Source organism: Bacillus cereus group sp. MG9, from assembly GCF_040459995.1.
Classification (GTDB): Bacteria; Bacillota; Bacilli; order Bacillales; family Bacillaceae_G; genus Bacillus_A; species Bacillus_A mycoides.
On record NZ_JARVHC010000001.1, the window covers coordinates 3,954,821 to 3,981,483 of the forward strand.

The following is a 26,663-nucleotide window of genomic DNA, read 5'->3' on the forward strand; positions in this document are numbered from 1 at the left end:
TGACTCCACTTTTAAATTTGTAGAACAAGGGTTTCATCCATAAAATATGGACGAACCATTGTTATAATTATATGTACCGTAAAAACGAGGTAGAATCGAAATTCATAGAAATTAAACCTTTTCTTTATTTTTTATTCATTTCTATTCAATATATTACTTTTTATTATAATTTTTCACATTAAATCACAATACTCACTTGTAAAAGTTTATGAACGATGTTCCTATTCATCTTCTTTATAATTCTTTCATTCCTACTAATACTTGGTTATCAAGCTTTTTAGCTGCTCGAAGATCATATGTTTTTTCATATGTTGGTTCAGTAGCAAGTTTCGCACCATAAAACATAACATCACGAACTTCTTGTACATTCACTTCTACTACCGTTAATTTTAGAGGAATCCCTTCCATTCTATCTGTTAAAATTTCACTTTCACCACTTATGGAAAATACGGATTCATTCGCCATTATAGTCAATACAACCCCTGCACTATGCCGTATATTCCCCACAATACGTGAGCGTTGATCTACCGCAAATCGAATACTAGTTTCACTCACTGCATATACCCAAGAAATAGCACTTACGTTAGGAATTTGTTTTTCGAAATCTGTTGTTGCTATCATAACGATACACTCTTTACGCAAAGATTGTACTAAATCACCTGTCAATGTAGGCTCAACTACATTCGCCATATTTCCACCTCCAAATATTATTTATATGTCCTTATCATAACCTATTTTTCGAATTGCGAAAATATTATTTTTTCCCGCTATTATTCAAAAACATTATGCTTCCATGATATACTTATACTGATAGAATTCGTATTGAGGTGACGAAATGAGAGTCAGATGTATGATTTGTGATAAAAAAGATATGTTAGATGACGAAAATCCTATGGCAAAAAAACTGCGTAATCGCCCTATTCATACATATATGTGCATGGAATGTACGGAACGCATTGCAGAGCGTACTATGGAACGCCATGCAAGTGGTAATTTCCGATTATATCGTGATAAAAAAGTAGAAGACGATTGGTAAACCGTAAATAAGTCCTTAATCATATAGATAAGGACTTATTTGTATTTTTCTGGTTCACGATTCATCTGATCCAAAAAACAATCAATTGCTTCTACTGGAAATCTTGCACACCTTATTTCTCCATCAATTTCATATGTAATTAAATACATTTCCTCGTTCTTTTCCACTTCTACATTTCGTAATTTATGCTCTTCATATATCATATTTCGAAATAATACATACGTTTCTTGTGCAGCGCTATCATCTGGACGCGCTTCCGCAACAGTTTTAATTGTTAACCAATTATATAGTGCATCTTGTACCGAGCGCATGAAACTCCCCCTTTTTATCCTGCTTTTTGTTGTTTCGCTTGACGTAAACGTAATCTATAAATTCCAAGTACAATCGCCGCTACAACGAGTCCCTCTCCAACTGGTAAAAAAACTGCAAAGAAAGTTAATACCGTGCATCCAATTGCTAAAGATATGTATATTACTATATTTTTTAGCACTGATAGCTTCCTTGCAAATCCTAAATTATATACAAGTGCACTCAATATAATAATTGTTCCATAAAGTAACCACATCCCTAGTTCTGGATTTTCATCAACTTTGCACAATTTCGCGAAAAATGACATTCTTTCTAACACTATCTTTCCTCCCTTCTCATAAAAACAAATTTTCTTTATGTACTTAATACAAGAGTAACTCGCAAAAAAAATACTGTCCACAAAAAAGAATAAATATTCTAAAAATAAACAAAAATAAAAAACAACTACCTTTTATAAAGGTAGTTGTTTTTTATTTTTACGCTTCTACAGATTTCTTTTTCTTAGCAGCTCTTTCGCGCTCACTCTTATCAAGAATCTTTTTACGTAGACGAATTGATTCTGGAGTTACTTCACAGAACTCATCATCGTTTAAGTACTCTAATGACTCTTCTAAAGTCATTAAGCGTGGTTTTTTCATTGTTGAAGTTTGATCTTTCGTTGCAGAACGAATGTTCGTTTGTTGTTTCATTTTTACAACGTTAACTGTTAAATCATTCTCACGTGTATGTTCTCCAACGATCATACCAGCATATACTTCTGTACCTGGTTCAACGAAGATTACACCACGGTCTTCAACTTGCATAATACCGTATTGTGATGCTTTTCCTGCTTCAAGTGAAACTAGAACACCTTGACGACGTCCACCCACTTGTCCAGCATGTACTGGTTGGTAGCAATCAAATGTGTGGTTTAAAATACCATAACCACGAGTTAATGTTAGGAATTCTGTTGTGTAACCAATTAACCCACGTGCTGGAACCATGAAAGTAAGGCGAACTTGACCGTTTCCGTTATTCACCATATCTAACATTTCACCTTTACGTGCGCCCATTGATTCCATAATAGAACCAGTGTATTCTTCAGGAACATCGATTTGTACGCGCTCTACAGGCTCACTTCTTACGCCATCGACATCTTTAATAATTACTTCAGGCTTAGATACTTGTAGTTCATAACCTTCACGACGCATGTTTTCAATTAAGATAGATAAATGTAACTCTCCGCGTCCAGATACGATCCATGCATCAGGAGAATCTGTATTATCTACACGTAAACTTACATCTGTCTCTAATTGTGAACGAAGACGCTCTTCAATTTTACGAGAAGTAATGAATTTACCTTCACGACCTGCAAATGGGCTGTTATTTACAAGGAATGTCATTTGTAATGTTGGCTCATCAATACGTAATAATGGTAGAGCCTCTTCATGCTCAACCGGACATACCGTTTCACCTACGTTAATGTCTTCCATACCTGAAACAGCTACTAAATCTCCAGCTTTTGCTTCTTCAATTTCTTGACGTTTTAATCCAATGTAACCAAATAATTTAGTTACACGGAATTGTTTTACACTTCCGTCAACTTTCATTAATGCAACTTGTTGTCCTACTTTCATTGTACCGCGGAATACGCGTCCAACCCCAATACGACCAACATAGTCATTGTAATCAAGAAGTGCTACTTGGAATTGAAGTGGCTCTTCGCTGTTATCAATTGGTGCTGGAATATGTTCAATGATTGTGTCAAACAATGATTTCATATTCTCTTCTTGATTTGCTGGATTTGAATCTAAGCTTGCTGTTCCGTTCATTGCTGATGCAAATACAACTGGAAACTCTAATTGATCTTCGTTTGCACCAAGTTCGATGAATAAGTCAACTACTTCATCAACTACTTCATCAGGGCGAGCGAAGTCACGGTCAATTTTGTTTACAACAACGATTGGAGTTAAGTTTTGCTCAAGAGCTTTCTTTAAAACAAATCGTGTTTGTGGCATACAACCTTCATATGCATCAACTACAAGTAGAACACCATCAACCATTTTCATGATACGTTCTACTTCTCCACCGAAGTCAGCGTGACCAGGTGTATCTAAAATGTTAATTCTTTTATCTTCATAGTGAATCGCAGTATTCTTCGCTAAAATTGTAATACCACGTTCTCTTTCTAGATCATTTGAGTCCATTGCGCGTTCTTCAATATGTTCATTCGCACGGAACGTCCCCGCTTGACGTAATAACTGGTCAACAAGTGTTGTTTTACCATGGTCAACGTGGGCAATAATTGCTATATTTCGTAAATCTTGTCGTTTTTTCAACATGTCCAACTCCTAATGTCTTTTTAATCCTTCTCTATTATAAGAGCGAAGGGGATACAATGGCAATCAAAATAAAATCAAGAATGAAAATATAGTTGTATTCTTACTTTTGTGAAAGTAAAATAAGATTGGAGGGTGAAGAAATGGAACACATTCAATATCGCTTTTTATTAACAGCAATTATCGGTGTTATCTTCTTAATTGGTATCGGAATTATGATTGCTGAAAATAGTCCCATCGGCATTATTATTTGCATTATCGGCACATTTGTTACAGTTGGATACGGTTTTGTAACAAAAAGAAAAATGCGTAAATCGCAATAACATTAAAAAGTAAGAAGCTTCTTTATGCCTCTTACTTTTTTTCATTATTGCGATACAAATGGTAATAATTCTTCGTATACTCCTGGTTTTGCAACTAACACACTGCTTTTCTCTACAATAGAAAGAGGCGTTCCCAAGAACGTTGTCACTTTACCGCCAACTTCCTCTACAATAATCTGTCCCCCGCCAAAGTCCCATGGCGATAAGCGCGGTGTTACATATGCATCTAATCTTCCCATGGCAACATATACCATTTCTAACGCTGCACAACCATATGACCTCGTACCTCTCGCCTTCTTAACGAGCATCATCATTTTTTCCATATTAAGCAATGGATTATCAGTAAGCCATATCGCATTCAAAGCTATAACTCCATGCTCTACCGTTCCTTTTTCCAACATGGGAATAGCTAAATCATTGCAAAAAGCCCCTTCTCCCTTTACCGCATGATATAGTTCGTCATGAACTGGATCATAAATAAGACCAATCTTTCCGATACCGTTCTCATAAATCCCGATTGAGATTGCGAAATTTCTTTTTTGATGAACAAAGTTCATCGTGCCATCAATTGGATCAATTAACCAAACAACCCCATTAGAAGAGGTAATCTCATCTCCATAGCCTTCTTCTCCTAAAATATTATGAGCCGGGAATGTTTCTTTAATTTTCCCAATTAAAAACTGCTCCGTTTCTCGGTCCATATTTGTTACTAGATCAGCTGCATTTGACTTTGTTTCTATAATAAGTGTTTTTTTCAGTGACGCCATTAATTGTTCTCCGGCTTCTCGAATCCACTGTTTCGCGTGTGTATCGATGTCTTTCCATACTTCTTGCATGTTTAAACACTCCGATCTATACTGTTCACAGAAAAAACGAACCCTTTATAAGGTTCGCACCAACTAATTATTTATACATATACTATTATTACGCTTCTAAACGGATCATTTCAAGTCTTAACACTTCTAATTTTTGTACGCACTCTTCTTTTTTCTGTTTGTCGTTATCCATCATCGCATCATATAAAGTTGCTAATTCATAATCTAGCTCCAAACGTAGCACCGGAATTCTCTTTTCAGCATCTGTTCTCTTTAACGCATTAATCACCTGTCTCATTTTTTTGCCTCCTCCCAATATTCGTCTGCCCTCGGACTAGAATTGATTCAATTTTCTGATTTTTTGTTTTATACTATACTATGTTGGATAAATCATCTATGCAACAAAATTATATTTTTTTATTTAAATTTTTTTGTGATGTTTTTTTTATGAATAGTACAAGCTATGCTAAAATTAAAACAAAATAGGAGTTGGAGGAACAATCATGACACTACAAACATTCACATCAACTGATTTTGAAGTCTTTACTGTTGATGGTCTTGAAGAACGAATGAGCGCAATTAAAACGAATATTCATCCTAAGCTAGAAGCTTTAGGGGAACAATTTGCAGAATATTTATCACAACAAACTGATGAAAACTTTTTCTACCATGTAGCAAAACATGCACGCCGCAAAGTCAATCCACCAAACGATACTTGGGTTGCTTTTTCAACAAATAAACGTGGATATAAAATGTTACCACACTTTCAAATTGGTTTATGGGGTACTCACGCCTTCATATACTTTGGTTTAATCTATGAGTGTCCACAAAAAGTGGAGACGGCTCACGCCTTCTTAGAACATTTAAATGATTTAAAAACAAATATTCCAAATGACTTCGTTTGGTCCATTGACCATACTAAACCAGGTGTAAAACTACATAAAACGCTTGAAACGGAAGACTTACAAAAGATGATTGAACGTTTAGCTACTGTGAAAAAAGCAGAGTTATTAGTCGGTATTCATATATCACCAGAGGAGTTTTCAGCAATGACCAACGAACAATTCCTTGCTAAGATTGAATCTACGATGCAACCACTCCTTCCTTTATATGCACTTTGTAATCGATAGTAGAAAACGGACAATTTATATTGTCCGTTTTTAGTTGTTATCACATTATAGCACTTTGTATTTTAATTTTCAAAATATTTTTACATTTTTACAATCTTTTTTTCCGCTACTTCTTTTGCTCTTTGAATCGTACGATATATAGAATATCCACTTACTTCTTGAAATTCTTTATCAATTTTTTTCTCCGCTGCCTTCGATGGCACAATCTCTTTAAAACGACGATATAATTCCATCAAATCTTCTCTCAAAACTCCTTTTTCATATACCTTTTCAATCGCTTCATAAAACTTTACAACTGCTACCATTTCTTCATTTGACCAATTGTAATCAAGTGGATATTGATATTCCATTTTTGCACCTCATTCAGTATTCTTTCTTTTTCCATTATGCTACCTTTAAGACAACCTTTTATTCTTCACTATAGCCACTCTGCATTATACACCATTTATCCATTTCAATGGAATTGTCTTCCTCTTTGCAGTATTTAAAATATAACTATTAAACATACTCACCTTGAAAATGCGATTTTTCTATACATCTATAATTATTGGTGATATAATGCTTTTGTTTTATAGAGAATAAAGTGAGACTACCATCCCAAAAAAGGCTTTTGCGAATGGCAGAAAAACAAGTCAAGTTCTAAAAGTTTGTCATCTTAATTTCCTTTTAGAATGAGATGAAATCATATAAAACAAACTCTAATAAATATTACGAAGAAGAAGGGGTGTATAGATTGTCCCAATACGAAACACCATTGTTTACCGCTTTAGTTGAGCACAGTAAGCGAAATCCAGTTCAATTCCATATTCCTGGTCATAAAAAAGGACAGGGCATGGATCCTACATTTCGCGAATTTATTGGGCATAATGCATTAGCAATTGATTTAATTAATATTGCGCCACTCGATGATTTACATCATCCAAAAGGTATGATTAAAGAAGCACAGGATTTAGCAGCCGCTGCTTTCGGTGCAGATCATACGTTCTTTTCTATTCAAGGTACAAGTGGTGCAATTATGACAATGGTGATGAGCGTGTGCGGTCCTGGGGATAAAATCCTCGTGCCACGGAATGTGCATAAATCAGTAATGTCAGCTATTATTTTCTCAGGTGCAAAACCAATTTTCATGCATCCTGAGATTGATCCGAAGCTCGGTATTTCACATGGGATCACAATTCAATCTGTCAAAAAGGCTCTTGAAGAGCACTCAGATGCGAAAGGCTTACTTGTTATAAATCCAACATATTTTGGGTTTGCTGCAGATTTAGAGCAGATTGTAGAATTAGCTCATTCTTACGATATTCCTGTACTTGTTGATGAGGCTCACGGTGTTCATATCCATTTTCATGATGAACTACCAATATCAGCTATGCAAGCAGGTGCAGATATGGCAGCAACAAGTGTTCACAAATTAGGTGGGTCTTTAACCCAAAGCTCTATTCTTAATGTAAAAGAAGGTCTTGTGAACGTAAAGCATGTCCAATCCATTATTAGCATGCTTACGACTACATCAACTTCTTACATTTTGTTAGCATCCCTTGATGTTGCTAGAAAACGTCTTGCTACAGAAGGAACAGCTCTCCTAGAACAAACAATACAATTAGCTGAGCATGTTCGTGATGCTATTAATGCTATTGAGCATCTTTATTGTCCCGGAAAAGAAATGCTAGGAACAGATGCTACTTTTAACTATGATCCTACAAAGATAATTGTATCTGTAAAAGATTTAGGTATTACAGGCCATCAGGCTGAAGTATGGCTTAGAGAACATTACAACATTGAAGTAGAACTCTCTGATTTATATAACATACTTTGTCTTATCACATTTGGAGATACAGAAAGTGAAACAGATACACTTATTACAGCATTACAAGATTTAGCAGCAACATATAGAAATAGAGCAGACAAAGGTGTTCAAGTACAAGTAGAAATACCAGAAATACCTGTGCTAGCACTTTCTCCTAGAGATGCTTTTTATTCAGAAACAGAAGTCATTCCATTTGAAAACGCAGCAGGTCGTATTATAGCTGATTTTGTTATGGTTTATCCGCCAGGGATTCCAATCTTTACTCCGGGGGAAATTATTACACAAGATAACTTAGAGTATATTCTTAAAAATTTAGAAGCTGGGTTACCTGTACAAGGTCCTGAAGATATGACATTACAAACATTACGTGTTATTAAAGAGTACAAGCCTATCAGTTGATAGGCTTTTCTTTCACCTTTTTTCTCTTTTTTTCATACGATACTAAAGAATTTGACATTCCCACCCTAATGGGGCAAGCTGACTAACATCAGTGGGATTCTTGCTACCTAAGGCGAAGTCCATTTCTGGTATCGCTGACGTGCAAGATTGCGGTGTGCCATCACCACTCTCACAACAAATCGTATAGGTTCGTGAGCTACTGTACTATACCATACCGTACAGATTCGTGTTCAGGTGTTTTAGCGTCTTGTTCTTGACGACACATATCATTTTACCGATAGCTTGAATTCGGCTATCGAACTCCCTATGCTATCTTTTTTCAAAGAACACATTGGCGTTTTAAAGACTTGTACTTGTCTGTAGTTAAAGTCTACCAAAATATAAAGTGAAACTTTAATCAGTGGGGTTTTGTTCATCCCCACTGATTATTAGCCTTCACCAATCGGGCGTTTACGGGCAGCAGGGCTCCAGCCGAATTTTGAGGTGGAATTCTTACTGCCCGCAAATAGCGGGATAAATGTTTTTCTATGAAAAAGCGATACTTTCATCCTATGTCTAAAGTCCAATATAGGCTTTCCCGTATCGCGAAATCTGTAACGTATAGGTGGGGATACCATTATGATTGTGATAGGCCGTTCTATTGTACACCCTTATATCACAAATGAATATGAGCCATTTGCAGCTGAAAAACAACAGATTTTATCCATAATGGCGGGAAATCAAGAAGTTTATTCCTTCCGAACAGCCGATGAACTCAGCTTTGATCTTAATTTACGAGTTAATATTATTACTTCCGCGCTAGAACTTTTTCAAAGTGGATTTCAGTTTCGTACGTTTCAACAATCTTTTTGCAACCCTCAGTTTTGGGAAAGAACATCACTTGGCGGATTTCAACTACTCCCAAACATAGCCCCTTCCATTGCCATCCAAGATATTATTAAAAACGGAAAACTATATGGAACTGAATGTGCCACCGCAATGATTATCATTTTTTACAAAGCATTACTATCATTATATGAGGAAAAAACTTTCAACCGTCTATTCGCAAACCTCTTACTTTATACATGGGACTACGATCGCGACTTAAAGCTCATAACAAAAACGAGTGGCGATATCGTTCCAGGTGACCTCGTTTACTTTAAAAATCCACAAGTTAATCCAGCTACGATTGAGTGGCAAGGAGAAAATACAATCTATCTAGGAAACTTCTTTTTTTACGGACATGGCGTAGGCGTAAAAACGAAAGAGGAAATTATTTATTCATTAAATGAACGAAGGATTCCTTATGCTTTTATTTCAGCTTATTTAACCGATTTTATCACTCGTATTGATAGCCGTATGATGAGTCAATATGCCCCTCCTAACACGCCACAAACATCAATAGGATTTATTCCTATTAGAGATGATGCAATTGTTGCAACAGTCGGACATACAACTACAATCTATTAAAAAAACGCCTACATGTGTAGGCGTTTTTTCTTAATTATTAAGCTTTTGTATGTTCTTTATGGTCACATTCGCAATGAGATCCACATTTCCCATAAAGTACTGTTGATTTTTCATCTTCAAAATGTGCGATTGTTCCTTCACAAACTTGGCATACGATTGTTCCCATCTTCATTTCCCCCTGAGTTTAAAGAATAATCTACTTATATATGATTAAGCTTTCGCATTGTCTCTACTAGCACAGTCACAATTGGAACCACATTTCCCATAAAGTACTGTCGTTTTCTCATCTTCAAAATGTCCGATTGTTCCTTCACAAACTTGGCATACGATTGTTCCCATTTTTCATTTCCCCCTAAGTTTATGGTCCTAAAAACTTTTAGCTGTCAATTTCCTATCAATTATTGGGCTTTTGTATGTTCTGTGTGATCACATCCGCAAGATCCACATTTCCCGTAAAGTACCGTTACTTTCTCATCCTCGAAGTGTGCAATTGTACCTTCACAATCTTGACATACGATTGTTCCCATTTTTCATTTCCCCCTAAGTTTATAATCCCAAAAACTTTTGTAACCGCTTAACTTTCTGTCTTTATTTTAATATGTTATACTTTTTACGTCAATAGGTTTTTAGTATAACACATTAAATATTTTAAAATTAAATTAGTATGCGATATTAACACAAAAAAACAGTCATATCTCATACGTACGACTGTTTCTTGTTAATTATTCTTCATACTCCGCATGCAAAGAAGTAGACGGAACAAGAAAGTTAAAAAACTGAGCTAACTCCTCCGCCTCCTCTTCCGATCCTAACTTAAAAGTTTCCTGTATATATGGAACATTTTCTACATCATCTCTCCCAAGCAAAGTAGATCTCCCTGTTTGCATACAAACAATAAGTGGCTTTCCAAAAAACATATTTGTATAAATAACTCCAAAATCATAACGTGTATCATGCGTCATAAATCCTAAAAATCGTACCTTCACACTTTCATGCTCATCATACAATTTTTCAAACATGAGTTTCCACCTTTCTAAATAACACTTCCTACTCATTAATATATTAAACAAAAAAAGTAATACTCCTTTTAATTGTCAAAAAATTCAGTAGGATGTAAAATGATATTATTCTACTAAGTTAAGGGGGAATTTGTATGCAACACGCCTTTATCACACTTGTACCTAAATCCAATCAACAATCTGTTTCAATAGAAGATGTTAAACACCTTTTTCATAACTATAAAACCGTTACTTCCAAGACTGGTGATCAAATTAATTATGCTTATACAAATACAGCTTTTCCTTATGAAATATTAGATACATCAGCAACAACATTAAAACTCCAATCGAGTCACGATCGATATGATTCTATTTATGTTGGGATTGGAATAGAAAAGGAACAATCTTTTATTCAGGTTTCTTTGCCCACTACAGCAACATTTGGTGATAAAGGAAAAGCAAATGAATTTAGCCGTTTTCTAGCGAAGAAATTAGAAGGAGAGTTACAACTATTTAATGGAAGAACAATGTATTTCTATAAACGTTAATTTAAAAAATAGAGAATATGATTAAAAAAAGTATGCAATTTGAACACGTAAGGAATAATGCCTGCTTTCTTACGTGTAATACAAAACATGCAATCACATATGCCAAATAAAGAAATACGAAAAAGAGAATTACTTTATAATGAAACTTATCACCATTCGATAATGTTAATACAATGGAAAAACCACTCCATAATAGAAAATGATAAAATATAACATGTAATATTCTCATGGAACCTTCTCCTTTGACATGCTCTATTTTATTAATATATGGGATTAAGTTTGAATCAATTACATATTATATAACGGCATATATGCTAACGGTTCATTTAAAGTATTATATATTCATTCGACAAGTACATATAAAGACCTTGCAAGTCATTTTATGAAAATAAAAATAACCCATCTCTTTAAATAAGAGATGGGTTATTTACATTACTTAAATTATTTTACAATGTGAATTGGCATTCCAAGAGCAACTTCAGCTGCTTCCATTGTGATTTCACCTAATGTTGGGTGAGCATGGATTGTTTGAGCGATATCTTCAGCTGTCATTCCAGCTTCGATAGCTAAACCAATCTCAGAGATAATATCAGAAGCACCTGCACCTGCAACTTGTGCACCTACAAGAAGACCATCTTCTTTACGCGTTACAAGTTGTAAGAAACCGTCAGTGCTGTTTAATGATAACGCACGACCGTTTGCAGCGAATGGGAACTTAGATACAGCTACTGTCATTCCTGCTTCTTCAGCTTGTTTCTTAGTGTAACCAACAGATGCTAATTCTGGATCAGTGAAGCATACTGCAGGAATTCCGATGTAATCGATTGCTGATGCATGGCCACTAATTACTTCAACAGCTACTTTACCTTCGTAAGAAGCTTTGTGAGCTAATGGTGGTCCAGGAACGATATCACCGATTGCATAGATGTTTGAAATATTTGTACGGCATTGCTCATCAATTTCGATAATGCCACGGTCAGTCATTTTAATTCCAACTTGCTCAAGACCGATTTCTTGAGTGTTTGGACGACGACCTACAGTTACTAATACGTAATCTGCTTCTACAGTTTGGATTTCACCGTTAACTTCAAAGCTAACTTTTACGCCAGTTTCTGTTTCTTCAACGCCTTTAGCCATAGCTTTTGTATGGATATTTACGTTACCTTTTTTCTGTAGAGCACGTTTAACAACAGAGCTCATAGCTTTTTCGAAACCAGCTAAGATTTCGTCGCCAGCTTCTACTACAGTAACTTCTGTACCGAAGTTAGCATATGCAGTACCTAATTCCATACCGATGTAACCGCCGCCGATTACAACAAGTTTTTTAGGAATTTCAGGTAAGCTTAAAGCGCCTGTAGAGTTGATAACACGTTTAGAGTATTTGAATCCTGGAATTTCGATTGGTGTAGAACCAGTTGCAAGAACAGCATTTTTAAACGTATAAGTTTGTGCTGCATCTTCAGTCATTACGCGTAATGTGTTAGCATCTACGAAGTAAGCTTCACCGCGAATGATTTCAACTTTGTTACCTTTAAGAAGGCCTTCAACACCGCCAGTTAATTTCTTAACTACGCCGTTTTTCCATTCTTGAACTTTTGTAAAGTCAACTTTTACGTTCTCTGCAGTGATACCCATGTCATCAGAATGCATTGCATTCTCATAACGATGACCTGCATTGATTAACGCTTTTGAAGGAATACATCCAACGTTTAAGCATACGCCACCAAGGTTAGATTTTTCAATAATCGCTACCTTTTGACCTAATTGTGCTGCACGAATTGCCGCAACGTATCCACCAGGACCTGCACCAACAACGACTGTATCTAATTCAATTGGGAAATCTCCTACTACCATTGTTATTACGCCTCCATTACTAATAATTGTGGGTCATTCAATAGACGTTTAATTTGGTTTAATGCTTTTTGAGCAGTTGCGCCGTCAATTAAACGATGGTCAAAGCTTAGAGATAATGCTAATACTGGAGCTGCAACGATTTCACCGTTTTTCACAACTGGTTTCTCAGCGATACGGCCGATACCAAGGATTGCTACTTCTGGGTGATTGATAACTGGAGTGAACCATTGTCCACCTGCAGAACCAATGTTTGTAATTGTGCAAGAAGCACCTTTCATTTCAGTTGGAGCTAAACGACCATCACGTGCTTTACCAGCAAGTTCATTGATCTCGTTAGAGATAGTAAAGATAGATTTACGATCTGTATCTTTAACAACTGGTACTAATAGACCTTTGTCTGTATCAGCTGCGATACCGATGTTGAAGTAATGTTTATGAACGATTTCTTGAGAAGCATCGTCTAAAGCAGTATTCAACATTGGGAATTCACGTAATGCAGATGTTAAAGCTTTTACAACGTACGGAAGGTAAGTTAATTTAATACCTTTGTCAGCTGCAACAGCTTTGAACTTCTTACGGTGAGCAACAAGTTCTGTTACATCTACTTCATCCATTAATGTTACGTGAGGAGCTGTATGCTTAGAGTTAACCATTGCTTTCGCAATCGCTTTACGGATACCACTCATTTTCTCACGAGTTTCTGGATATTCACCAGCTGGGATTGGTTGTGCTTTTGGTGCTTCTTCTTTCGCTGCTGCTGCTGGAGTAGCTTCTACTGCTGCTGGAGCCTCAGTTGCTGCTACAGTTTGTCCACCATTTGCAAATGCATCGATGTCAGTTTTCACAACACGGCCGTTCTTACCAGAACCAGCTACTTTATGAATATCTACACCTTTTTCACGAGCATATTTACGAACAGATGGCATAGCGATTACGCGCTCATTTACTACTTCTGCAGTTGCTGCTGGAGTAGTTTCCGCTGCTGGAGCTTCTACTGCTGCTTCTTCAGCTTTTGGAGCTTCATCATGATCGTCACCTTTAAATTTAAGGTTTTCGTATCCAGGAGCATCAAATTTAATTAATGTATCTCCTACAATTGCAACTGTTCCTTCTTCTACAAGTACTTCAAGTACTTTACCTTTAACAGGAGAAGGGATTTCTACTACTGCTTTATCATTTTGTACTTCAAGAAGTACATCGTCTTCATTTACTTCATCGCCTGGTTTAATAAACCATTTTACGATTTCACCTTCGTGGATACCTTCACCGATATCTGGTAGTTTAAATTCAAATGCCACGGAATTCAGCCCCCTGATTCATTTCATTATTATGGAATATGTACAAAAGAAACCAGCATGTGCTGATTTCTTTTGCACATGAAAAACTAAAAATTAGAAGTTCATTACTTTGTTAACAGCTTCAACAATATCTTTATGGTTTGGTAACCATACGCTCTCAGCTTGAGAGAATGGGAATACTGTATCAGCAGCTGCAACACGTACAACTGGAGCTTCTAAGTTTAAGATTGCACGGTCGTTAATTTCCGCTACAACGTTAGCTGCAATACCAGCTTGTTTTTGAGCTTCTTGAACTACAACTACGCGGCCTGTTTTTTCAACAGAAGCGATGATTGTTTCGATATCTAATGGTTGAACTGTACGTAAGTCAACAACCTCTAAAGAGATACCTTCTTTTTCAAGTTCTTCAGCAGCTTTTAATGCAGCATGAACCATAGCACCATAAGCGATAACAGATACATCTGTACCTTCACGTTTGATGTCAGCTTTGCCTAAATCAATTGTGTAATCACCTTCTGGTACATCTTGACGGAATGAACGGTACAATTTCATATGCTCTAAGTAGATAACTGGATCGTTGTCACGAATCGCAGAGATTAAAAGACCTTTTGCATCGTATGGAGTAGATGGAATAACAACTTTTAGACCAGGTTGTTGTGCCACTAATCCTTCTAAGCTATCAGCATGTAGTTCAGGAGTATGAACACCACCACCGAATGGAGAACGAATTGTTACTGGAGCAGTCCAACGTCCACCAGAACGGTAACGCATACGAGCTAATTGACCAGAAACTGAATCCATTACTTCAAAAATGAAACCGAAGAATTGGATTTCTGGAACTGGACGGAAGCCTTCAAGTGCAAGTCCAACTGCAAGTCCACCAATACCAGACTCTGCAAGTGGAGTATCCATTACACGATCTTCACCGAATTCAGCTTGTAAACCTTCAGTAGCACGGAATACTCCGCCGTTTACACCAACGTCTTCACCAAACACAAGTACGTTAGGATCATTTTTCATTTCAACGCGTAAAGCATCAGTGATTGCTTGAATCATTGTCATTTGAGCCATGGCTTACTTCGACTCCTTTTCTTTGTAAATTTCATATTGTTCAGCTAAGTTGTAAGGCATTTTTTCGTACATGATTTCCATTAAATCAGTAACTTTTTGTTTTGGAGCTTGGTCAGCCTTAGCAATTGCTTGTTTGATATCTTCTTTTGCTTCTTCGATAACTTTCTCTTCAACTTCTTGAGACCATAGGCCTTTGTTTTCTAAGAATGCACGGAAGCGTACGATTGGATCTTTTTGTTCCCATTCGTTTTCGATATCTTTTGTACGGTAACGAGTTGGGTCATCACCAGCCATTGTATGTGGACCATAACGGAATGTTAAAGTCTCGATTAAAGTAGGACCTTCGCCATTTACTGCGCGCTCACGAGCGAAAGCAGTTGCTGCGTATACAGCTAATGGATCCATACCGTCTACTTGAATTCCGTAAATACCTGCTGCTACTGCTTTTTGTGCTACAGTTTTAGCTGCAGATTGCTTTTCTACTGGAGTAGAGATTGCATAACGGTTGTTTTGTACAACGAAGATTGCTGGAGCTTTGAATGCACCCGCAAAGTTCATACCTTCGTAGAAGTCACCTTGTGAAGCACCACCGTCACCAGTGTAAGTAATTGCAACAGATTTTTTACCACGTAATTTCATACCTAACGCAACACCAGCAGTTTGGATGATTTGCGCACCGATAATGATTTGTGGAGCAAGTGCATTTACATTCTCAGGCATTTGGTTACCCATGAAATGTCCACGAGAGAATAAGAATGCTTGGTATAATGGTAGACCGTGCCACACTAATTGTGGAACGTCACGATATCCTGGTAAGATGAAATCTTCTGCTTCAAGTGCGAAATGACTTGCTAATTGAGAAGCCTCTTGTCCAGCAGTTGGTGCGTAGAAACCTAAACGTCCTTGACGGTTTAAAGAAATAGAACGTTGATCTAGTACGCGAGTATACACCATACGGCGCATTAATTCTTTTAATTGATCATCAGATAATTCAGGCATAGCTGCTTCATTCACAACTTCGCCTTTTTCATTTAAAATTTGTAATGTTTCAAATTGAGCTGCGATAGCTTTCATTTGCTCATCAACATTAAATAGGGTCTTTTTTGTTTTAGTACCCATTCCGTTCACCTCTTCCTCTCTTGAACCATATTCTGAAACGCTTTCACTATCTATTAGCTAGACTGAAAGCGCAACAATGTAAACCAACAAATTTGTTTGTCGGTTGAGAATAATTTTGTGTACCTAACAATCTGTACTAATGTTTTTTCAAAAACATATTAATACAATCTTGATCACGTTTTTTAGTTTACAACTATTCTAATTACGATGTCAATTACTTTGAATACGTTTTTTTATAAATAATATGCCGGTTTCCTCTACACAAACGTGTTTTTATTTTTCACATCTGTATTAGTAAGCAATAACCTGCTGTTATATTATTCCCTTTTTAACTTATTTTTTCTCTTAGAATAATATGTAAACGATTTAATTCTCCTTAGTTTTTCTCTCTTCTCAAGAAAATTATACAAACACTTCTTCCTTTTATAGGTAAATACCTATACATTTCTGATCATTCCTCCATACATTATAGTAACCGCAGTATTAGCGGGAAATGATAAAGGAGGTCATCTCATGTACGGATACTCATATTGCTATCCAACAACTTGTTCATATCCTTCCTACGGTTATGGCGGTTCTTGTGGCGGATCTGGAAGCGGCTTCGCCTTAATCGTTGTGTTGTTTATCCTTTTAATTATCGTTGGTGCTGCTTGCATTCGCTAATTAATGTAAAATGAAACAACTATGGAAAGAAACAGACGGCTTTGCCGTCTTTTCTTTTTATTACATAACTTATCTGTAGAAGATTTGTTTCCAAGTAGCTCTTCCTTACTTGCCGATGACTTTTTTTATCTCCTTTGGTAGACTAAAGGAGAAAGGAGAGATTACATATGCTTACAATGAATGAGGTAATTCGTGAAGGAAATCCTATTTTGCGCGACGTCGCAGAAGAGGTCTCCTTACCTGCTAGCGAGGAAGATACAAATACTCTTAAAGAAATGATTGAATTTGTAATAAATAGCCAGGACCCTGAAATGGCTGAAAAATATAATTTACGCCCCGGAATCGGATTAGCGGCTCCGCAAATCGGTATTTCAAAGAAAATGATTGCGGTTCATGTAACTGATACGAACGATACGTTATATAGCTACGCATTATTTAACCCAAAAATCATTAGTCATTCTGTTGAACGTACATATTTACAAAATGGTGAAGGCTGTCTATCTGTAGACCGTGAAGTACCTGGTTATGTCCCTCGTTACACGAGAATTACAGTAAAGGCAACAACGATTAACGGTGAAGACGTAAAACTGCGATTAAAAGGTTTACCAGCAATTGTATTCCAACATGAAATCGACCATTTAAACGGTGTTATGTTCTATGACCATATTAATAAAGACAATCCATTTGTGGCTCCCGATGATTCAAAACCTCTCGAGCGATAATAGTAAAAAGGCGGAAGTTAACCTTCCGCCTTTTTATTATATGAAATGGGTTCCACACTTACTTATAACAAGCCAGCCCACTTTAATCCGTGATAAATACCGTCTTCATTAACATCTTTTGTCACATAATTAGCAAGTTTTTTCAAATCCTCATGACCATTCCCCATCACAATGCCCGTTCCTACTGCTTCAATCATTTCTAAATCATTTAATCCGTCCCCAAATGCATATACTTGTTCACGATTAAATCCTATTTTCTCAATAAACTTCTCAATCCCTTTTGCCTTAGAACCACCATTAGGGATAATATCCATTGAATATGCATGCCAGCGTATAAAATGAAAATCTGGATAATGATGAATAAACTTTTCTTCTTCGTTTACTTCACAAAAAAGAAGCGTTTGATAAATATCGCGTTTCTCATAAAAATCAGGTTCATATGCCGGATGATCGAATTGTAAGCTTCCAAAACCTTCTTTTACATAATCATGATATTCCACTGACGCTCTCATTTCTTGATGGTCAAGATATACAAGTGGATATCCTTCTTGTTTTGCAAACTGAGTAAACTTATGTAGAGCATCAGGATGTAATGGATTATTAAATAATACCTCATCCTCAAATACAACATACTGCCCGTTAAAACTAACATAATTATGTATATTGAGTTCCTCACGAATATCTTCAAACATAAATGGCGCACGCCCTGTCGCAATCGCTACATGCACACCTTTTTCTTGTAAATCTCTTACTGCATCTCTTGTAGATTGCGGAATTTTCTTATCATGATCTAATAATGTTCCATCAATATCAAAAAAGACAATTTTATCATTCATTTGTCAAAATCCTTTCTGGCACTCTATATTCCTATTTTGATTATCACTTTTCAAATTTCAAAAAAAAGTATAACATATTAAACATCTGTGAAGAAAGCGTTCACTTTCTGACCTTATTTATGAAATGTGCATATACTATTAGTGAAAAAATGTGGATACTTGTTCGGATGAATTTTCTTTTCTATTCTTCCTCATACTATATCTATAACTAACGGCTACTAATCGTTACTACAAGATAACTTACACTATACTAAAAAGAACAAGATTCACTATTCACTTCTAATCTTCTTTCTTGTATGGGAGACAGAGTTATCATTAGTAATATGCATGTTTTAAATAAGGAAAGGAAGGAGTAATCATGCTGAAGAAGCTGAAGAAAAAGCTCAAGCGTTATTTAAACGATTTAGTCCGTAAGAAGACAATCGCTTAAATTGTGCCCATTTCGGGCTTTTTCTTCATTCTCATTCGAAAAAACATGAAAATCGTGACTGTTTGCTTTATAATAAGTAACAGATAATGCAAAACATAGACAAGGAGAGGTTTTCCAAATGATTTTTAAAGTATTTTATCAAGAAAAATTAACTGAGGTCCCAGTACGTGAAAATACAAAAGTTTTATATTTAGAGGCTACGTCTCAAAAGGATGTTCGTAAAAAATTAAATAAGTTCGCATATAATATCGAGTTCGTTCAGTCTGTTACTGGTGCTCATCTTGAATATGAAAAACAAAACGCTGATTTAATATTAGCGGAGATCGTATAGTCATATGAAATTCCTAAAAAATGATCAAGCTGCCGTTTTTGCCCTCGGTGGTCTTGGTGAAATCGGTAAAAATACATATGCTGTTCAATTTCAAGATGAAATTATTATAATTGATGCTGGAATTAAATTTCCAGAAGACGAACTCCTCGGGATCGATTATGTAATACCAGATTACACTTATTTTGTGCGAAACGAAGATAAAATTAAAGGGTTATTCATTACACATGGTCACGAAGATCATATCGGTGGAATTCCTTATCTATTACGTCAAGTAAACATTCCAATTTACGGTGGAAAATTAGCAATTGCCCTAATAAAAAACAAATTAGAAGAGCACGGATTACTTCGTAAAGCAAAACTTTATGAAATTCAAGAAGATGATGTTATTAAATTTAAAAAGACATCTGTTTCCTTCTTCCGTACAACTCACAGTATTCCGGATTCATACGGAGTTGTTGTGAAAACACCTCAAGGACAAGTCGTTCATACAGGTGATTTCAAATTTGATTTCACACCAGTAGGTGAGCCAGCAGATTTAACAAAAATGGCCGAAATCGGAAAAGACGGTGTACTTTGTCTCTTATCTGATAGTACAAACAGTGAAGTGCCAAACTTTACGATGTCTGAGCGCCGCGTTGGTGATAGTATTCAAGATATATTCCGCAAAGTAGACGGTCGTATTATATTCGCAACCTTTGCATCGAATATCCATCGCTTACAACAAGTTGTTGAGGCTGCTGTTGAAAACAATCGTAAAGTAGCTGTATTCGGTCGAAGTATGGAAGCGGCTATTGAAATCGGACAAAACCTTGGTTATATCCGGTGTCCAAAGGATACATTCATAGACACAGCTCAGCTAAACCGCCTACCAGCTAATAAAGTTGTTATGTTATGTACAGGTAGTCAAGGGGAGCCGATGGCAGCACTTTCACGTATTGCCAATGGTACACATCGTCAAATTCAAATTATCCCTGGCGATACAGTTGTTTTCTCTTCTTCACCAATCCCAGGCAATACAATTAGTGTAAGTCGTACAATTAACATGTTGTACCGCGCTGGTGCTGATGTAATCCATGGTAAACTCTCAAATATTCATACGAGTGGACACGGTGGACAAGAAGAACAAAAGTTAATGCTACGTCTTATTAAGCCGAAATATTTCATGCCAATTCATGGTGAATATCGTATGCAACGTATGCATATGAAATTAGCGAATGATTGTGGTATTCCAGAAGAAAATTGTTTCATTATGGATAATGGAGATGTTCTTGCTTTACGTTCTGATGAAGCAAGCGTAGCTGGGAAAATCCCATCTGGCTCTGTCTATATCGATGGAAATGGTATTGGAGATATCGGTAATATCGTATTACGTGATCGTCGCATTCTTTCTGAAGAAGGACTTGTTATTGTAGTTGTAAGCATTGATATGAAAGAATTTAAAGTTGCAGCAGGACCTGATATCATCTCGCGTGGTTTCGTTTATATGCGTGAAAGCAGCGATTTAATCAACGATGCTCAAACATTAATTACAACACATTTAGAAAAAGTAATGGAGCGAAAAACAACACAATGGTCTGAAATTAAAAATGAGATTACAGACACATTAGCACCATTCCTATACGAAAAAACGAAACGTCGTCCAATGATTTTACCAATCATTATGGAAATATAAGAAAAAGGACAATGCCTCCTCGGCATTGTCCTTTTCTCTTATCTTAAAAAATGCTTAAAACGATCTACTTCATCGTCATGACCAATTACAATTAATATATCTCCCGCCTGAACGTTTTCTGTAGCTCGAGGAGATACGATAACTTCTTTTCCACGTTTAATTGCTACAATGTTCAAACCAAACTTCGCACGAATATCTAATTCAATTAAAGAGTGCCCATCAATTTTTTTATTTGCGATAATCTCTACAATACTATGCTCATCTGAAAGCTCTAGGTAATCTAACACATTACTTGATGCGATATTATTAGCAATCCTTTTTCCCATATCTCGTTCTGGATGCACAATATGATCTGCCCCTATTTTACTTAACACTTTTTCATGATAGTCATTTTGAGCTTTTACAGTAATATTTTTCACACCTAATTCTTTCAAAATTAACGTTGTTAAAATACTTGAATTCAAATTATCTCCAATAGCAACGACTACATGATCAAAATTACGAATACCAAGACTTTTTAATACCATCTCATCTGTTGAATCTGCAATTACAGCATGCGAAGCTATATTTGCAAACTCATTAATTTTATCCTCATCTGAGTCAATTGCCATTACTTCCATACCTAATTGAGCTAATTCACGGCAAATACTTCCACCAAAACGGCCAAGCCCAATAACAGCAAATTCTTTCTCTTTTTCGCCCACAGGAATTCCTCCAATAACATCAAATACTATGTACTTTTATTGTAACATACTTTAAATTCGCTACAAAAACCTGTATATACTTCTTATTTTTGTTTTTGCATATAAAAATACTGTTGTAAATAAAACGCGATACCGAAAATTAACATACCAAATACAAATATATTTCCAAATGAACTAAATGTTTCAAAAACGAACAATAGCGTTTCTTGTCCGAAAAAAGCAAATAAAAGTTGTGTAAATGCGAATAACAGTGCCAATATGTAATGATGTTGATGAAATAAATAATGTGTTGCGCCTAAAAAAGCTACAAGCGAAACAATGAAGATCCACCAAGTTTCTAAAAACAATTGCCAATTAGTAAATTGATATCCATTTACTAATATCGCAATAATTCCTATAACTGCCATCGTCGGCACACTCCATAATAATGCACGCCCTCTAAAGAAGTGCGCACCTTTTGCATCTCCTTTTTCATTTGCGATGTATGTTAGCACGACAGTACTTATATACAAAACAGAGAGGATTGTTAAAACAATGATAAGCCAAAAATGTAATTGATAATATTCATGTTCTATATTCGTCACAATTGCAGCTAACATACATGGAATAAACATCCCTGTCCAACCATCTATTTTTCTTTCGTTCCAAAACACCGTATTACCAATCCGAATTCCTAATAGCATAAAAATAATGATACCTAGTACAAATAACGTAGTCTTATTCCCTACTAAACTCGTTGAGAAAGCAATTAATCCAATAAATAAAAAAAGAACAAATCCATTCATAATTTCTAGTACAGGTGACAAATATCTTTTCACCCATTTGTATGTTTCTTCATATTCACTATTATTTGCTAAACGATAGGCGTAAAAACTTATCCCAAAATAAACCGCCGCAATAATAACATATGCATATAAGACGAAACATAAAATCGCACTGCTAATTTGCACGTAATTCCCCACCCTTTTTTCTATGTATCACATTGATTTTACACACTTTTCATACTAAAAGTAAACATATATAGGGTAGTTAAATAATTATCTTCCCTATTAGCAATAATTAATAATGAGCAGTGGCTAAAAACCCCCTGCTCATTATTAAGACGTCAAATTTAACTTTACTCATTTGTATGAAGATGTCTAACACTAACGAATACGAAAGATGTTTTCGTCTCTGAACTAAGAAGTCCCCACTCTAAACTATTGCACAATTAGCGAGTAAGTTCACTTTCTATTTCCCTTCCACTTCACATATTGATTTAAAAATACAATTGCTTTCTCAATAACCTCTTCGTCTGGTTTTAATTTCGCATGATGTAAACCATATTCTGAATTTACTCCAAGCCAAAACATAAATCCAGGTATCTCTCGAAGCATATAACCAAAGTCTTCACCTGTCATTGCCTCCGTACACGTAATTACGTCCATAGTCGTTTGTTCACGTGTAAATTGCATAAACTCTCTCGTTAGCTCCTCATGGTTATACACTTGATGATACATCGCTCCGTAGTCAATAACAGCTTCACATTGAAAAGAAGCTTCTATTCCCGCAACAATTGCCTCAATTCGGCTTTTAACACGTTTCATTGATTCCACTGATAGCGTTCGAATTGTTCCTTCTAAACGAGACTTTTCTGCGATAATGTTTTGAACTGTACCACCTGTAATTTTCCCAATTGTAATTACCGCACTGTCAAGAGGGTTCACATTACGACTAATAACTGATTGAAGTTGTGTAACGAGATGACTCGCTGCAACAATCATATCATTTGCTGTATGCGGATATGCAGCATGTCCACCTTTTCCTTTTAAATCAACGTATAGCTCTGATGTATTCGCAAATAATAAACCTTCTTTTGTCGCAATTGTTCCCACAGAGTATTCAGGCGCAATATGAAGTCCAAGAATCATATTAGGCTTCCATTCTTTTAACTCCTCGCTTTCTAACATAGGAAGTGCACCACCTGGACCTTCTTCAGCTGGTTGGAATATAAACACAAGATCATCATCTATTCTTTCGCTTACAGCCGCTGTTAGAAGTCCTAAACCGATTGTTGCATGCAAATCATGTCCACATGCATGCATCATTCCTTCATGGACAGAAGAGAATTCATATCCAGTTTCCTCTGTAATTGGTAGACCGTCTATATCTGCACGATAACCTATTATTTTTTCTGGATTTTTTCCATTTACTTTAACAATTACACCTGTTTTCCATGTTTTCACTTCCAAATATTCATTAGGAAGCGTTCCTATATAATCTAAAATATACTGTTGTGTTTTCCACTCTTTAAATCCGATCTCCGGAATTTTATGTAAATCTCTACGAACTTGGACAAATTTGCTTACTGTCATTTTTGCACCTCTATCTATAAAAAGCGTAAGAGCACATTCATGCTCTTACGCTTTTTATTTTTTATTTCTCTGGGTTTAATTGACGAAGCTCTTGTTTAATTTCAGTTTTTGCTTTTGTCTTCTCATCAATTTCTTTAATTACACGTGCCGGAGTTCCCGCAACAACTGTATATGGAGGCACATCTTCTGTTACAACAGCTCCTGCTGCTACAACTGCACCTTTACCTACTGTAACGCCTTCTAGAACAACTACATTTGCACCAATTACAACATCATCTTCAACGATAACTGGTTTTGCAGAAGGTGGCTCAATAACACCGGCAAGTACAGCACCTGCACCTACGTGACAGTTCTTACCAACTGTTGCACGTCCACCAAGCACTGCGTTCATGTCGATCATAGTACCTTCACCAATTACAGCACCGATGTTAATTGTTGCATTCATCATGATAACAGCGTTGTCACCAATTTCTACATGGTCACGAATAATCGCGCCTGGCTCAATACGAGCTTTAATACCTTTTAAATCAAGCATTGGAATTGCAGAATTACGACGGTCATTCTCAACTACATAGTCAACAATGTGCTTGTTATTTTCATCAAGAATTGTCTTAATTTCAGACCATTCTCCGAATAATACACCAGATTTTTTATTTACAAATGCTTGTACTGTTTCAGGGAATGTTACCTCTTTTAAATCCCCTTTTATGTATACCTTTACAGGAGTTTTCTTTTCACTGTTTTGAATAAACGAAATAATTTCGTTAGCGTCCATCATTTTCATTCTTGTTGCCTCCTAAATCCATTTATAATGTTACTCTACCAAACGATAGAGCGAGTAGCAAGACAATAATCTTATTTTTCCATTTGAATTTCTTCTATAATTTCTAAAAATGCTTGTACTTGCTTCAACTGCCTTGCCGAGTCACTCGTCAATAACCATGTTTCTCTCGTTAATTGAACAGGTGTTTTATACATATTTTCCTGCACTTCTTTTAAAACAGTCGAAGGTAAAAGAGCATAACCTATTCCATTTAAAACAAGCTGTTTGCACGTTTCAATTTGGTCAACTACAATCGTTCGCTTAGGTGGATTTGAAAATAATCCATACCACCAATTTTGTATTTGTCCATAGTAGGTCGAATCACTTTTAAATTGAATAAATGGTCTATTTGTCTCTTTTAACATCGAAATATCTTTTATTTCTTTATCAACTAAATATAATTCATCTTCAAATAATTGTTGTTTCTGCCCTTTGTATTCTTGTGATCCTCTCAGTATAGCAACATGAACGTCTCCTTCATAAAATTGCTTTTGCACTTCACTACTCCAGCCAGTAAACAGAGATATCTTCACAGAAGGATACTTATGCACAAATTTTTTCAAAACAGGTGGAAGCCAATATTGCCCAATGACTGATGCAACAGCTATTTTTAACGTACCGTATGTTTCGGTTCTAAAAAGAGCCAGTTCACTTTTAATACCCTCTTCCCGTTGTAACATTTCTTTTGCATAATTTGCAACTTTTTCCCCTTCAGGTGTAATTGTTAATCCTTTTTGTGAACGAATAAAAAATTTCATTCCCCATTGTTTCTCCATAGATTGTAATCGTTGACTAAGCGCAGGTTGGGAAACAAATAAACGTTCCGCCGCTTTTCTCATATTTGATTCCTGAGCTAACACAACCATCATTTGAAAATCATCAATTTGCAACTTTCTCCCTCTTTCCTTAGCTTCCATACACCTAATTTTAATAAGTATTTCATCCTTAATTTAATTGCATACTTTTATACATTAGAACGGTTTGTTAGTTCAAACTTTTCTTATGCTTTATGTCTTTTTAAATATAATACATACACAACTGATATGCACGAAAAAAAGTGACTTCGCCTTTTCTGTGAAGTCACTTTCCCTACGTTATCGATTATGCTGTCTCACTTTTTTATTCAACAATTTTAAAATAGCCCGCCGTGTTAAAATACCCTCGAAGTAACCTTCTTCATTGACAGCGCAAATAAAAGGATGATCAATTGTCATTTCTAAAGCTTTTGCAAAAGAATCTTCTAACGTAAGAACTGGAATCTCTTCCTTCATCACTTGTTCCACTTTCATATTCTCAAGTCTTTCAAACTCAATGCGCTCTAATCCTAAAATACCATCTAAAATCATAGCAGTACTAATTAACCCATGTAATTTATACATAGGGTCTAAAACAGGAATCGCCGAATATCCAGATTTCACAAGAACGAGTAAAGCATGTTCTAGACCATTCCCTATTTGTACATGTGCTACTTTATCTGATGAAATCATTAAATCCTTCACAAGAATTTGTTGAAACTCGTCTTTCGGAATACTAATCATGTTACATCCCCCATTTTCCCTTTTTCCTGCTAATATTCTCCGATCCTATTCACATTTTATGATAGCGTTTTCATATTATTATTTTGTCCTGACATTCTTCTAATAAAAATAAAAAT

Annotated in this window: 33 protein-coding genes; 10 read left to right on the forward strand and 23 right to left on the reverse strand. The window is 35.9% G+C overall.

The annotated features are described in order from the left end of the window. Nucleotides 1-234: 234 nt before the first annotated feature. Nucleotides 235-690: a PNPOx family protein gene (locus QCI77_RS20125; protein WP_002014791.1), complete on the reverse strand. Its 456-nt coding sequence runs from the start codon at nucleotides 688-690 to the stop codon at nucleotides 235-237. A 145-nt stretch (nucleotides 691-835) separates the two neighbouring features. On the opposite strand from QCI77_RS20125, the gene QCI77_RS20130 reads away from it, so the two are divergent. Beyond that, nucleotides 836-1,036, forward strand: a complete 201-nt coding sequence (locus tag QCI77_RS20130) for a YlaI family protein (RefSeq protein ID WP_002094429.1) — start codon at nucleotides 836-838, stop codon at nucleotides 1,034-1,036. A 35-nt stretch (nucleotides 1,037-1,071) separates the two neighbouring features. Here the strand turns inward: QCI77_RS20130 and QCI77_RS20135 are convergent, their stop codons facing one another. The 3 genes from QCI77_RS20135 to typA form a co-directional block, all read right to left on the reverse strand. Next, nucleotides 1,072-1,347 carry a hypothetical protein gene (locus QCI77_RS20135; protein ID WP_002033723.1) on the reverse strand — a complete coding sequence of 92 codons (276 nt, stop codon included), beginning with the start codon at nucleotides 1,345-1,347 and terminating at the stop codon, nucleotides 1,072-1,074. 14 nt (nucleotides 1,348-1,361) lie between these two features. Beyond that, nucleotides 1,362-1,664, reverse strand: a complete 303-nt coding sequence (locus QCI77_RS20140; protein WP_000893662.1) for a YlaH-like family protein — start codon at nucleotides 1,662-1,664, stop codon at nucleotides 1,362-1,364. A 157-nt stretch (nucleotides 1,665-1,821) separates the two neighbouring features. After that, complete coding sequence (gene typA, locus QCI77_RS20145) at nucleotides 1,822-3,666, reverse strand: translational GTPase TypA (protein ID WP_002014867.1); 1,845 nt, start codon at nucleotides 3,664-3,666, stop codon at nucleotides 1,822-1,824. 140 nt (nucleotides 3,667-3,806) lie between these two features. Between typA and QCI77_RS20150 the strand changes: the two genes are divergently transcribed. Then, the gene (locus QCI77_RS20150) at nucleotides 3,807-3,986 is read left to right on the forward strand and encodes a DUF5325 family protein (RefSeq protein ID WP_000400127.1); all 180 of its coding nucleotides are present in this window, start codon (nucleotides 3,807-3,809) and stop codon (nucleotides 3,984-3,986) included. 44 nt (nucleotides 3,987-4,030) lie between these two features. Here QCI77_RS20150 and QCI77_RS20155 read toward each other — a convergent pair whose 3' ends face one another. After that, a complete protein-coding gene (locus QCI77_RS20155; RefSeq protein WP_088292573.1) occupies nucleotides 4,031-4,822 on the reverse strand; it encodes an inositol monophosphatase family protein in 792 nt (263 codons plus the stop codon). A gap of 88 nt (nucleotides 4,823-4,910) precedes the next feature. After that, the gene (locus tag QCI77_RS20160; RefSeq protein ID WP_002121995.1) at nucleotides 4,911-5,099 is read right to left on the reverse strand and encodes a hypothetical protein; all 189 of its coding nucleotides are present in this window, start codon (nucleotides 5,097-5,099) and stop codon (nucleotides 4,911-4,913) included. Nucleotides 5,100-5,304: 205 nt separating this feature from the next. On the opposite strand from QCI77_RS20160, the gene QCI77_RS20165 reads away from it, so the two are divergent. Continuing rightward, complete coding sequence (locus QCI77_RS20165) at nucleotides 5,305-5,931, forward strand: YktB family protein (RefSeq protein WP_002014864.1); 627 nt, start codon at nucleotides 5,305-5,307, stop codon at nucleotides 5,929-5,931. Nucleotides 5,932-6,011: 80 nt separating this feature from the next. Here QCI77_RS20165 and QCI77_RS20170 read toward each other — a convergent pair whose 3' ends face one another. Next, nucleotides 6,012-6,281 (reverse strand): UPF0223 family protein, encoded by a 270-nt coding sequence (locus QCI77_RS20170; protein WP_002014862.1) that lies wholly within the window; start codon nucleotides 6,279-6,281, stop codon nucleotides 6,012-6,014. Between the two features lie 383 nt (nucleotides 6,282-6,664). Here QCI77_RS20170 and speA point away from each other — a divergent pair, with 383 nt between their 5' ends. Beyond that, entirely contained in the window at nucleotides 6,665-8,137 is a 1,473-nt protein-coding gene (gene speA, locus QCI77_RS20175; protein WP_353825404.1) for an arginine decarboxylase, read from the forward strand. Between the two features lie 618 nt (nucleotides 8,138-8,755). Next, entirely contained in the window at nucleotides 8,756-9,586 is an 831-nt protein-coding gene (locus tag QCI77_RS20180; RefSeq protein ID WP_353825405.1) for a protein-glutamine gamma-glutamyltransferase, read from the forward strand. A gap of 37 nt (nucleotides 9,587-9,623) precedes the next feature. On the opposite strand, the gene QCI77_RS20185 is transcribed toward QCI77_RS20180, so the two are convergent. The 4 genes from QCI77_RS20185 to QCI77_RS20200 all read right to left on the reverse strand — a co-directional run bounded on the left by QCI77_RS20185 (nucleotide 9,624) and on the right by QCI77_RS20200 (nucleotide 10,605). Further along, a complete protein-coding gene (locus QCI77_RS20185; RefSeq protein WP_000536785.1) occupies nucleotides 9,624-9,752 on the reverse strand; it encodes a GapA-binding peptide SR1P in 129 nt (42 codons plus the stop codon). A gap of 44 nt (nucleotides 9,753-9,796) precedes the next feature. Then, a complete protein-coding gene (locus tag QCI77_RS20190; RefSeq protein ID WP_002033839.1) occupies nucleotides 9,797-9,925 on the reverse strand; it encodes a GapA-binding peptide SR1P in 129 nt (42 codons plus the stop codon). 59 nt (nucleotides 9,926-9,984) lie between these two features. Further along, entirely contained in the window at nucleotides 9,985-10,113 is a 129-nt protein-coding gene (locus QCI77_RS20195) for a GapA-binding peptide SR1P (protein WP_000536778.1), read from the reverse strand. A 195-nt stretch (nucleotides 10,114-10,308) separates the two neighbouring features. Further along, the gene (locus tag QCI77_RS20200; protein WP_002138119.1) at nucleotides 10,309-10,605 is read right to left on the reverse strand and encodes a DUF3055 domain-containing protein; all 297 of its coding nucleotides are present in this window, start codon (nucleotides 10,603-10,605) and stop codon (nucleotides 10,309-10,311) included. Nucleotides 10,606-10,739: 134 nt separating this feature from the next. Here QCI77_RS20200 and QCI77_RS20205 point away from each other — a divergent pair, with 134 nt between their 5' ends. After that, nucleotides 10,740-11,132 carry a DUF1885 family protein gene (locus QCI77_RS20205; RefSeq protein ID WP_002014853.1) on the forward strand — a complete coding sequence of 131 codons (393 nt, stop codon included), beginning with the start codon at nucleotides 10,740-10,742 and terminating at the stop codon, nucleotides 11,130-11,132. Nucleotide 11,133: 1 nt separating this feature from the next. On the opposite strand, the gene QCI77_RS20210 is transcribed toward QCI77_RS20205, so the two are convergent. The 5 genes from QCI77_RS20210 to pdhA form a co-directional block, all read right to left on the reverse strand. Continuing rightward, nucleotides 11,134-11,361, reverse strand: a complete 228-nt coding sequence (locus QCI77_RS20210) for a hypothetical protein (protein ID WP_002088334.1) — start codon at nucleotides 11,359-11,361, stop codon at nucleotides 11,134-11,136. Between the two features lie 212 nt (nucleotides 11,362-11,573). Further along, nucleotides 11,574-12,986 (reverse strand): dihydrolipoyl dehydrogenase, encoded by a 1,413-nt coding sequence (gene lpdA / locus QCI77_RS20215; protein WP_002014851.1) that lies wholly within the window; start codon nucleotides 12,984-12,986, stop codon nucleotides 11,574-11,576. Between the two features lie 5 nt (nucleotides 12,987-12,991). Then, a complete protein-coding gene (pdhC, locus tag QCI77_RS20220; protein WP_002033838.1) occupies nucleotides 12,992-14,284 on the reverse strand; it encodes a pyruvate dehydrogenase complex dihydrolipoyllysine-residue acetyltransferase in 1,293 nt (430 codons plus the stop codon). 93 nt (nucleotides 14,285-14,377) lie between these two features. Next, on the reverse strand, nucleotides 14,378-15,355 hold the full coding sequence (pdhB, locus tag QCI77_RS20225) for a pyruvate dehydrogenase complex E1 component subunit beta (RefSeq protein ID WP_002033837.1): 978 nt from the start codon (nucleotides 15,353-15,355) through the stop codon (nucleotides 14,378-14,380). Nucleotides 15,356-15,358: 3 nt separating this feature from the next. Further along, nucleotides 15,359-16,474, reverse strand: coding sequence for a pyruvate dehydrogenase E1 component subunit alpha (pdhA, locus tag QCI77_RS20230; protein WP_000536893.1), 1,116 nt, complete (start codon nucleotides 16,472-16,474; stop codon nucleotides 15,359-15,361). 513 nt (nucleotides 16,475-16,987) lie between these two features. Between pdhA and QCI77_RS20235 the strand changes: the two genes are divergently transcribed. Both QCI77_RS20235 and def read left to right on the forward strand, forming a co-directional pair. Continuing rightward, a complete protein-coding gene (locus QCI77_RS20235; protein WP_002014847.1) occupies nucleotides 16,988-17,137 on the forward strand; it encodes a YjcZ family sporulation protein in 150 nt (49 codons plus the stop codon). A gap of 167 nt (nucleotides 17,138-17,304) precedes the next feature. Continuing rightward, entirely contained in the window at nucleotides 17,305-17,859 is a 555-nt protein-coding gene (gene def, locus QCI77_RS20240) for a peptide deformylase (protein WP_002014846.1), read from the forward strand. A gap of 62 nt (nucleotides 17,860-17,921) precedes the next feature. Here def and QCI77_RS20245 read toward each other — a convergent pair whose 3' ends face one another. Next, complete coding sequence (locus tag QCI77_RS20245; RefSeq protein ID WP_002033835.1) at nucleotides 17,922-18,695, reverse strand: Cof-type HAD-IIB family hydrolase; 774 nt, start codon at nucleotides 18,693-18,695, stop codon at nucleotides 17,922-17,924. Between the two features lie 548 nt (nucleotides 18,696-19,243). Between QCI77_RS20245 and QCI77_RS20250 the strand changes: the two genes are divergently transcribed. Together QCI77_RS20250 and rnjA are read left to right on the forward strand one after the other, a co-directional pair. Beyond that, nucleotides 19,244-19,456 carry a DNA-dependent RNA polymerase subunit epsilon gene (locus QCI77_RS20250; RefSeq protein ID WP_000576436.1) on the forward strand — a complete coding sequence of 71 codons (213 nt, stop codon included), beginning with the start codon at nucleotides 19,244-19,246 and terminating at the stop codon, nucleotides 19,454-19,456. Nucleotides 19,457-19,460: 4 nt separating this feature from the next. Continuing rightward, the gene (rnjA, locus tag QCI77_RS20255) at nucleotides 19,461-21,128 is read left to right on the forward strand and encodes a ribonuclease J1 (protein WP_002033834.1); all 1,668 of its coding nucleotides are present in this window, start codon (nucleotides 19,461-19,463) and stop codon (nucleotides 21,126-21,128) included. A gap of 38 nt (nucleotides 21,129-21,166) precedes the next feature. On the opposite strand, the gene QCI77_RS20260 is transcribed toward rnjA, so the two are convergent. The 6 genes from QCI77_RS20260 to cbpB form a co-directional block, all read right to left on the reverse strand. After that, entirely contained in the window at nucleotides 21,167-21,832 is a 666-nt protein-coding gene (locus tag QCI77_RS20260) for a potassium channel family protein (protein ID WP_000504033.1), read from the reverse strand. A gap of 83 nt (nucleotides 21,833-21,915) precedes the next feature. Beyond that, nucleotides 21,916-22,782: a hypothetical protein gene (locus QCI77_RS20265; protein ID WP_002014843.1), complete on the reverse strand. Its 867-nt coding sequence runs from the start codon at nucleotides 22,780-22,782 to the stop codon at nucleotides 21,916-21,918. Between the two features lie 273 nt (nucleotides 22,783-23,055). Then, on the reverse strand, nucleotides 23,056-24,186 hold the full coding sequence (locus tag QCI77_RS20270) for an N-acetyldiaminopimelate deacetylase (RefSeq protein WP_353825406.1): 1,131 nt from the start codon (nucleotides 24,184-24,186) through the stop codon (nucleotides 23,056-23,058). 61 nt (nucleotides 24,187-24,247) lie between these two features. After that, nucleotides 24,248-24,970, reverse strand: a complete 723-nt coding sequence (gene dapD / locus QCI77_RS20275) for a 2,3,4,5-tetrahydropyridine-2,6-dicarboxylate N-acetyltransferase (protein WP_002014841.1) — start codon at nucleotides 24,968-24,970, stop codon at nucleotides 24,248-24,250. A gap of 71 nt (nucleotides 24,971-25,041) precedes the next feature. Then, nucleotides 25,042-25,926 carry a transcriptional regulator CcpC gene (locus QCI77_RS20280; RefSeq protein WP_002014840.1) on the reverse strand — a complete coding sequence of 295 codons (885 nt, stop codon included), beginning with the start codon at nucleotides 25,924-25,926 and terminating at the stop codon, nucleotides 25,042-25,044. A 177-nt stretch (nucleotides 25,927-26,103) separates the two neighbouring features. Next, a complete protein-coding gene (gene cbpB / locus QCI77_RS20285) occupies nucleotides 26,104-26,547 on the reverse strand; it encodes a cyclic-di-AMP-binding protein CbpB (protein WP_002014839.1) in 444 nt (147 codons plus the stop codon). Between the last annotated feature and the right edge of the window lie 116 nt (nucleotides 26,548-26,663).

What these genes read in the sequence shown, in the direction of transcription:
- QCI77_RS20125 (WP_002014791.1), bottom strand. Translation starts at nt 690, where the DNA reads ATGGCGAATGTAGTTGAGCCTACATTGACAGGTGATTTAGTACAATCT.
- QCI77_RS20130 (WP_002094429.1), top strand. Translation starts at nt 836, where the DNA reads ATGAGAGTCAGATGTATGATTTGTGATAAAAAAGATATGTTAGATGAC.
- QCI77_RS20135 (WP_002033723.1), bottom strand. Translation starts at nt 1,347, where the DNA reads ATGCGCTCGGTACAAGATGCACTATATAATTGGTTAACAATTAAAACT.
- typA (WP_002014867.1), bottom strand. Translation starts at nt 3,666, where the DNA reads ATGTTGAAAAAACGACAAGATTTACGAAATATAGCAATTATTGCCCAC.
- QCI77_RS20150 (WP_000400127.1), top strand. Translation starts at nt 3,807, where the DNA reads ATGGAACACATTCAATATCGCTTTTTATTAACAGCAATTATCGGTGTT.
- QCI77_RS20155 (WP_088292573.1), bottom strand. Translation starts at nt 4,822, where the DNA reads ATGCAAGAAGTATGGAAAGACATCGATACACACGCGAAACAGTGGATT.
- QCI77_RS20160 (WP_002121995.1), bottom strand. Translation starts at nt 5,099, where the DNA reads ATGAGACAGGTGATTAATGCGTTAAAGAGAACAGATGCTGAAAAGAGA.
- QCI77_RS20165 (WP_002014864.1), top strand. Translation starts at nt 5,305, where the DNA reads ATGACACTACAAACATTCACATCAACTGATTTTGAAGTCTTTACTGTT.
- QCI77_RS20170 (WP_002014862.1), bottom strand. Translation starts at nt 6,281, where the DNA reads ATGGAATATCAATATCCACTTGATTACAATTGGTCAAATGAAGAAATG.
- QCI77_RS20180 (WP_353825405.1), top strand. Translation starts at nt 8,756, where the DNA reads ATGATTGTGATAGGCCGTTCTATTGTACACCCTTATATCACAAATGAA.
- QCI77_RS20185 (WP_000536785.1), bottom strand. Translation starts at nt 9,752, where the DNA reads ATGGGAACAATCGTATGCCAAGTTTGTGAAGGAACAATCGCACATTTT.
- QCI77_RS20190 (WP_002033839.1), bottom strand. Translation starts at nt 9,925, where the DNA reads ATGGGAACAATCGTATGCCAAGTTTGTGAAGGAACAATCGGACATTTT.
- QCI77_RS20195 (WP_000536778.1), bottom strand. Translation starts at nt 10,113, where the DNA reads ATGGGAACAATCGTATGTCAAGATTGTGAAGGTACAATTGCACACTTC.
- QCI77_RS20200 (WP_002138119.1), bottom strand. Translation starts at nt 10,605, where the DNA reads ATGTTTGAAAAATTGTATGATGAGCATGAAAGTGTGAAGGTACGATTT.
- QCI77_RS20205 (WP_002014853.1), top strand. Translation starts at nt 10,740, where the DNA reads ATGCAACACGCCTTTATCACACTTGTACCTAAATCCAATCAACAATCT.
- QCI77_RS20210 (WP_002088334.1), bottom strand. Translation starts at nt 11,361, where the DNA reads ATGAGAATATTACATGTTATATTTTATCATTTTCTATTATGGAGTGGT.
- lpdA (WP_002014851.1), bottom strand. Translation starts at nt 12,986, where the DNA reads ATGGTAGTAGGAGATTTCCCAATTGAATTAGATACAGTCGTTGTTGGT.
- pdhB (WP_002033837.1), bottom strand. Translation starts at nt 15,355, where the DNA reads ATGGCTCAAATGACAATGATTCAAGCAATCACTGATGCTTTACGCGTT.
- pdhA (WP_000536893.1), bottom strand. Translation starts at nt 16,474, where the DNA reads ATGGGTACTAAAACAAAAAAGACCCTATTTAATGTTGATGAGCAAATG.
- QCI77_RS20235 (WP_002014847.1), top strand. Translation starts at nt 16,988, where the DNA reads ATGTACGGATACTCATATTGCTATCCAACAACTTGTTCATATCCTTCC.
- def (WP_002014846.1), top strand. Translation starts at nt 17,305, where the DNA reads ATGCTTACAATGAATGAGGTAATTCGTGAAGGAAATCCTATTTTGCGC.
- QCI77_RS20245 (WP_002033835.1), bottom strand. Translation starts at nt 18,695, where the DNA reads ATGAATGATAAAATTGTCTTTTTTGATATTGATGGAACATTATTAGAT.
- QCI77_RS20250 (WP_000576436.1), top strand. Translation starts at nt 19,244, where the DNA reads ATGATTTTTAAAGTATTTTATCAAGAAAAATTAACTGAGGTCCCAGTA.
- rnjA (WP_002033834.1), top strand. Translation starts at nt 19,461, where the DNA reads ATGAAATTCCTAAAAAATGATCAAGCTGCCGTTTTTGCCCTCGGTGGT.
- QCI77_RS20270 (WP_353825406.1), bottom strand. Translation starts at nt 24,186, where the DNA reads ATGACAGTAAGCAAATTTGTCCAAGTTCGTAGAGATTTACATAAAATT.
- dapD (WP_002014841.1), bottom strand. Translation starts at nt 24,970, where the DNA reads ATGAAAATGATGGACGCTAACGAAATTATTTCGTTTATTCAAAACAGT.
- QCI77_RS20280 (WP_002014840.1), bottom strand. Translation starts at nt 25,926, where the DNA reads ATGGAAGCTAAGGAAAGAGGGAGAAAGTTGCAAATTGATGATTTTCAA.
- cbpB (WP_002014839.1), bottom strand. Translation starts at nt 26,547, where the DNA reads ATGATTAGTATTCCGAAAGACGAGTTTCAACAAATTCTTGTGAAGGAT.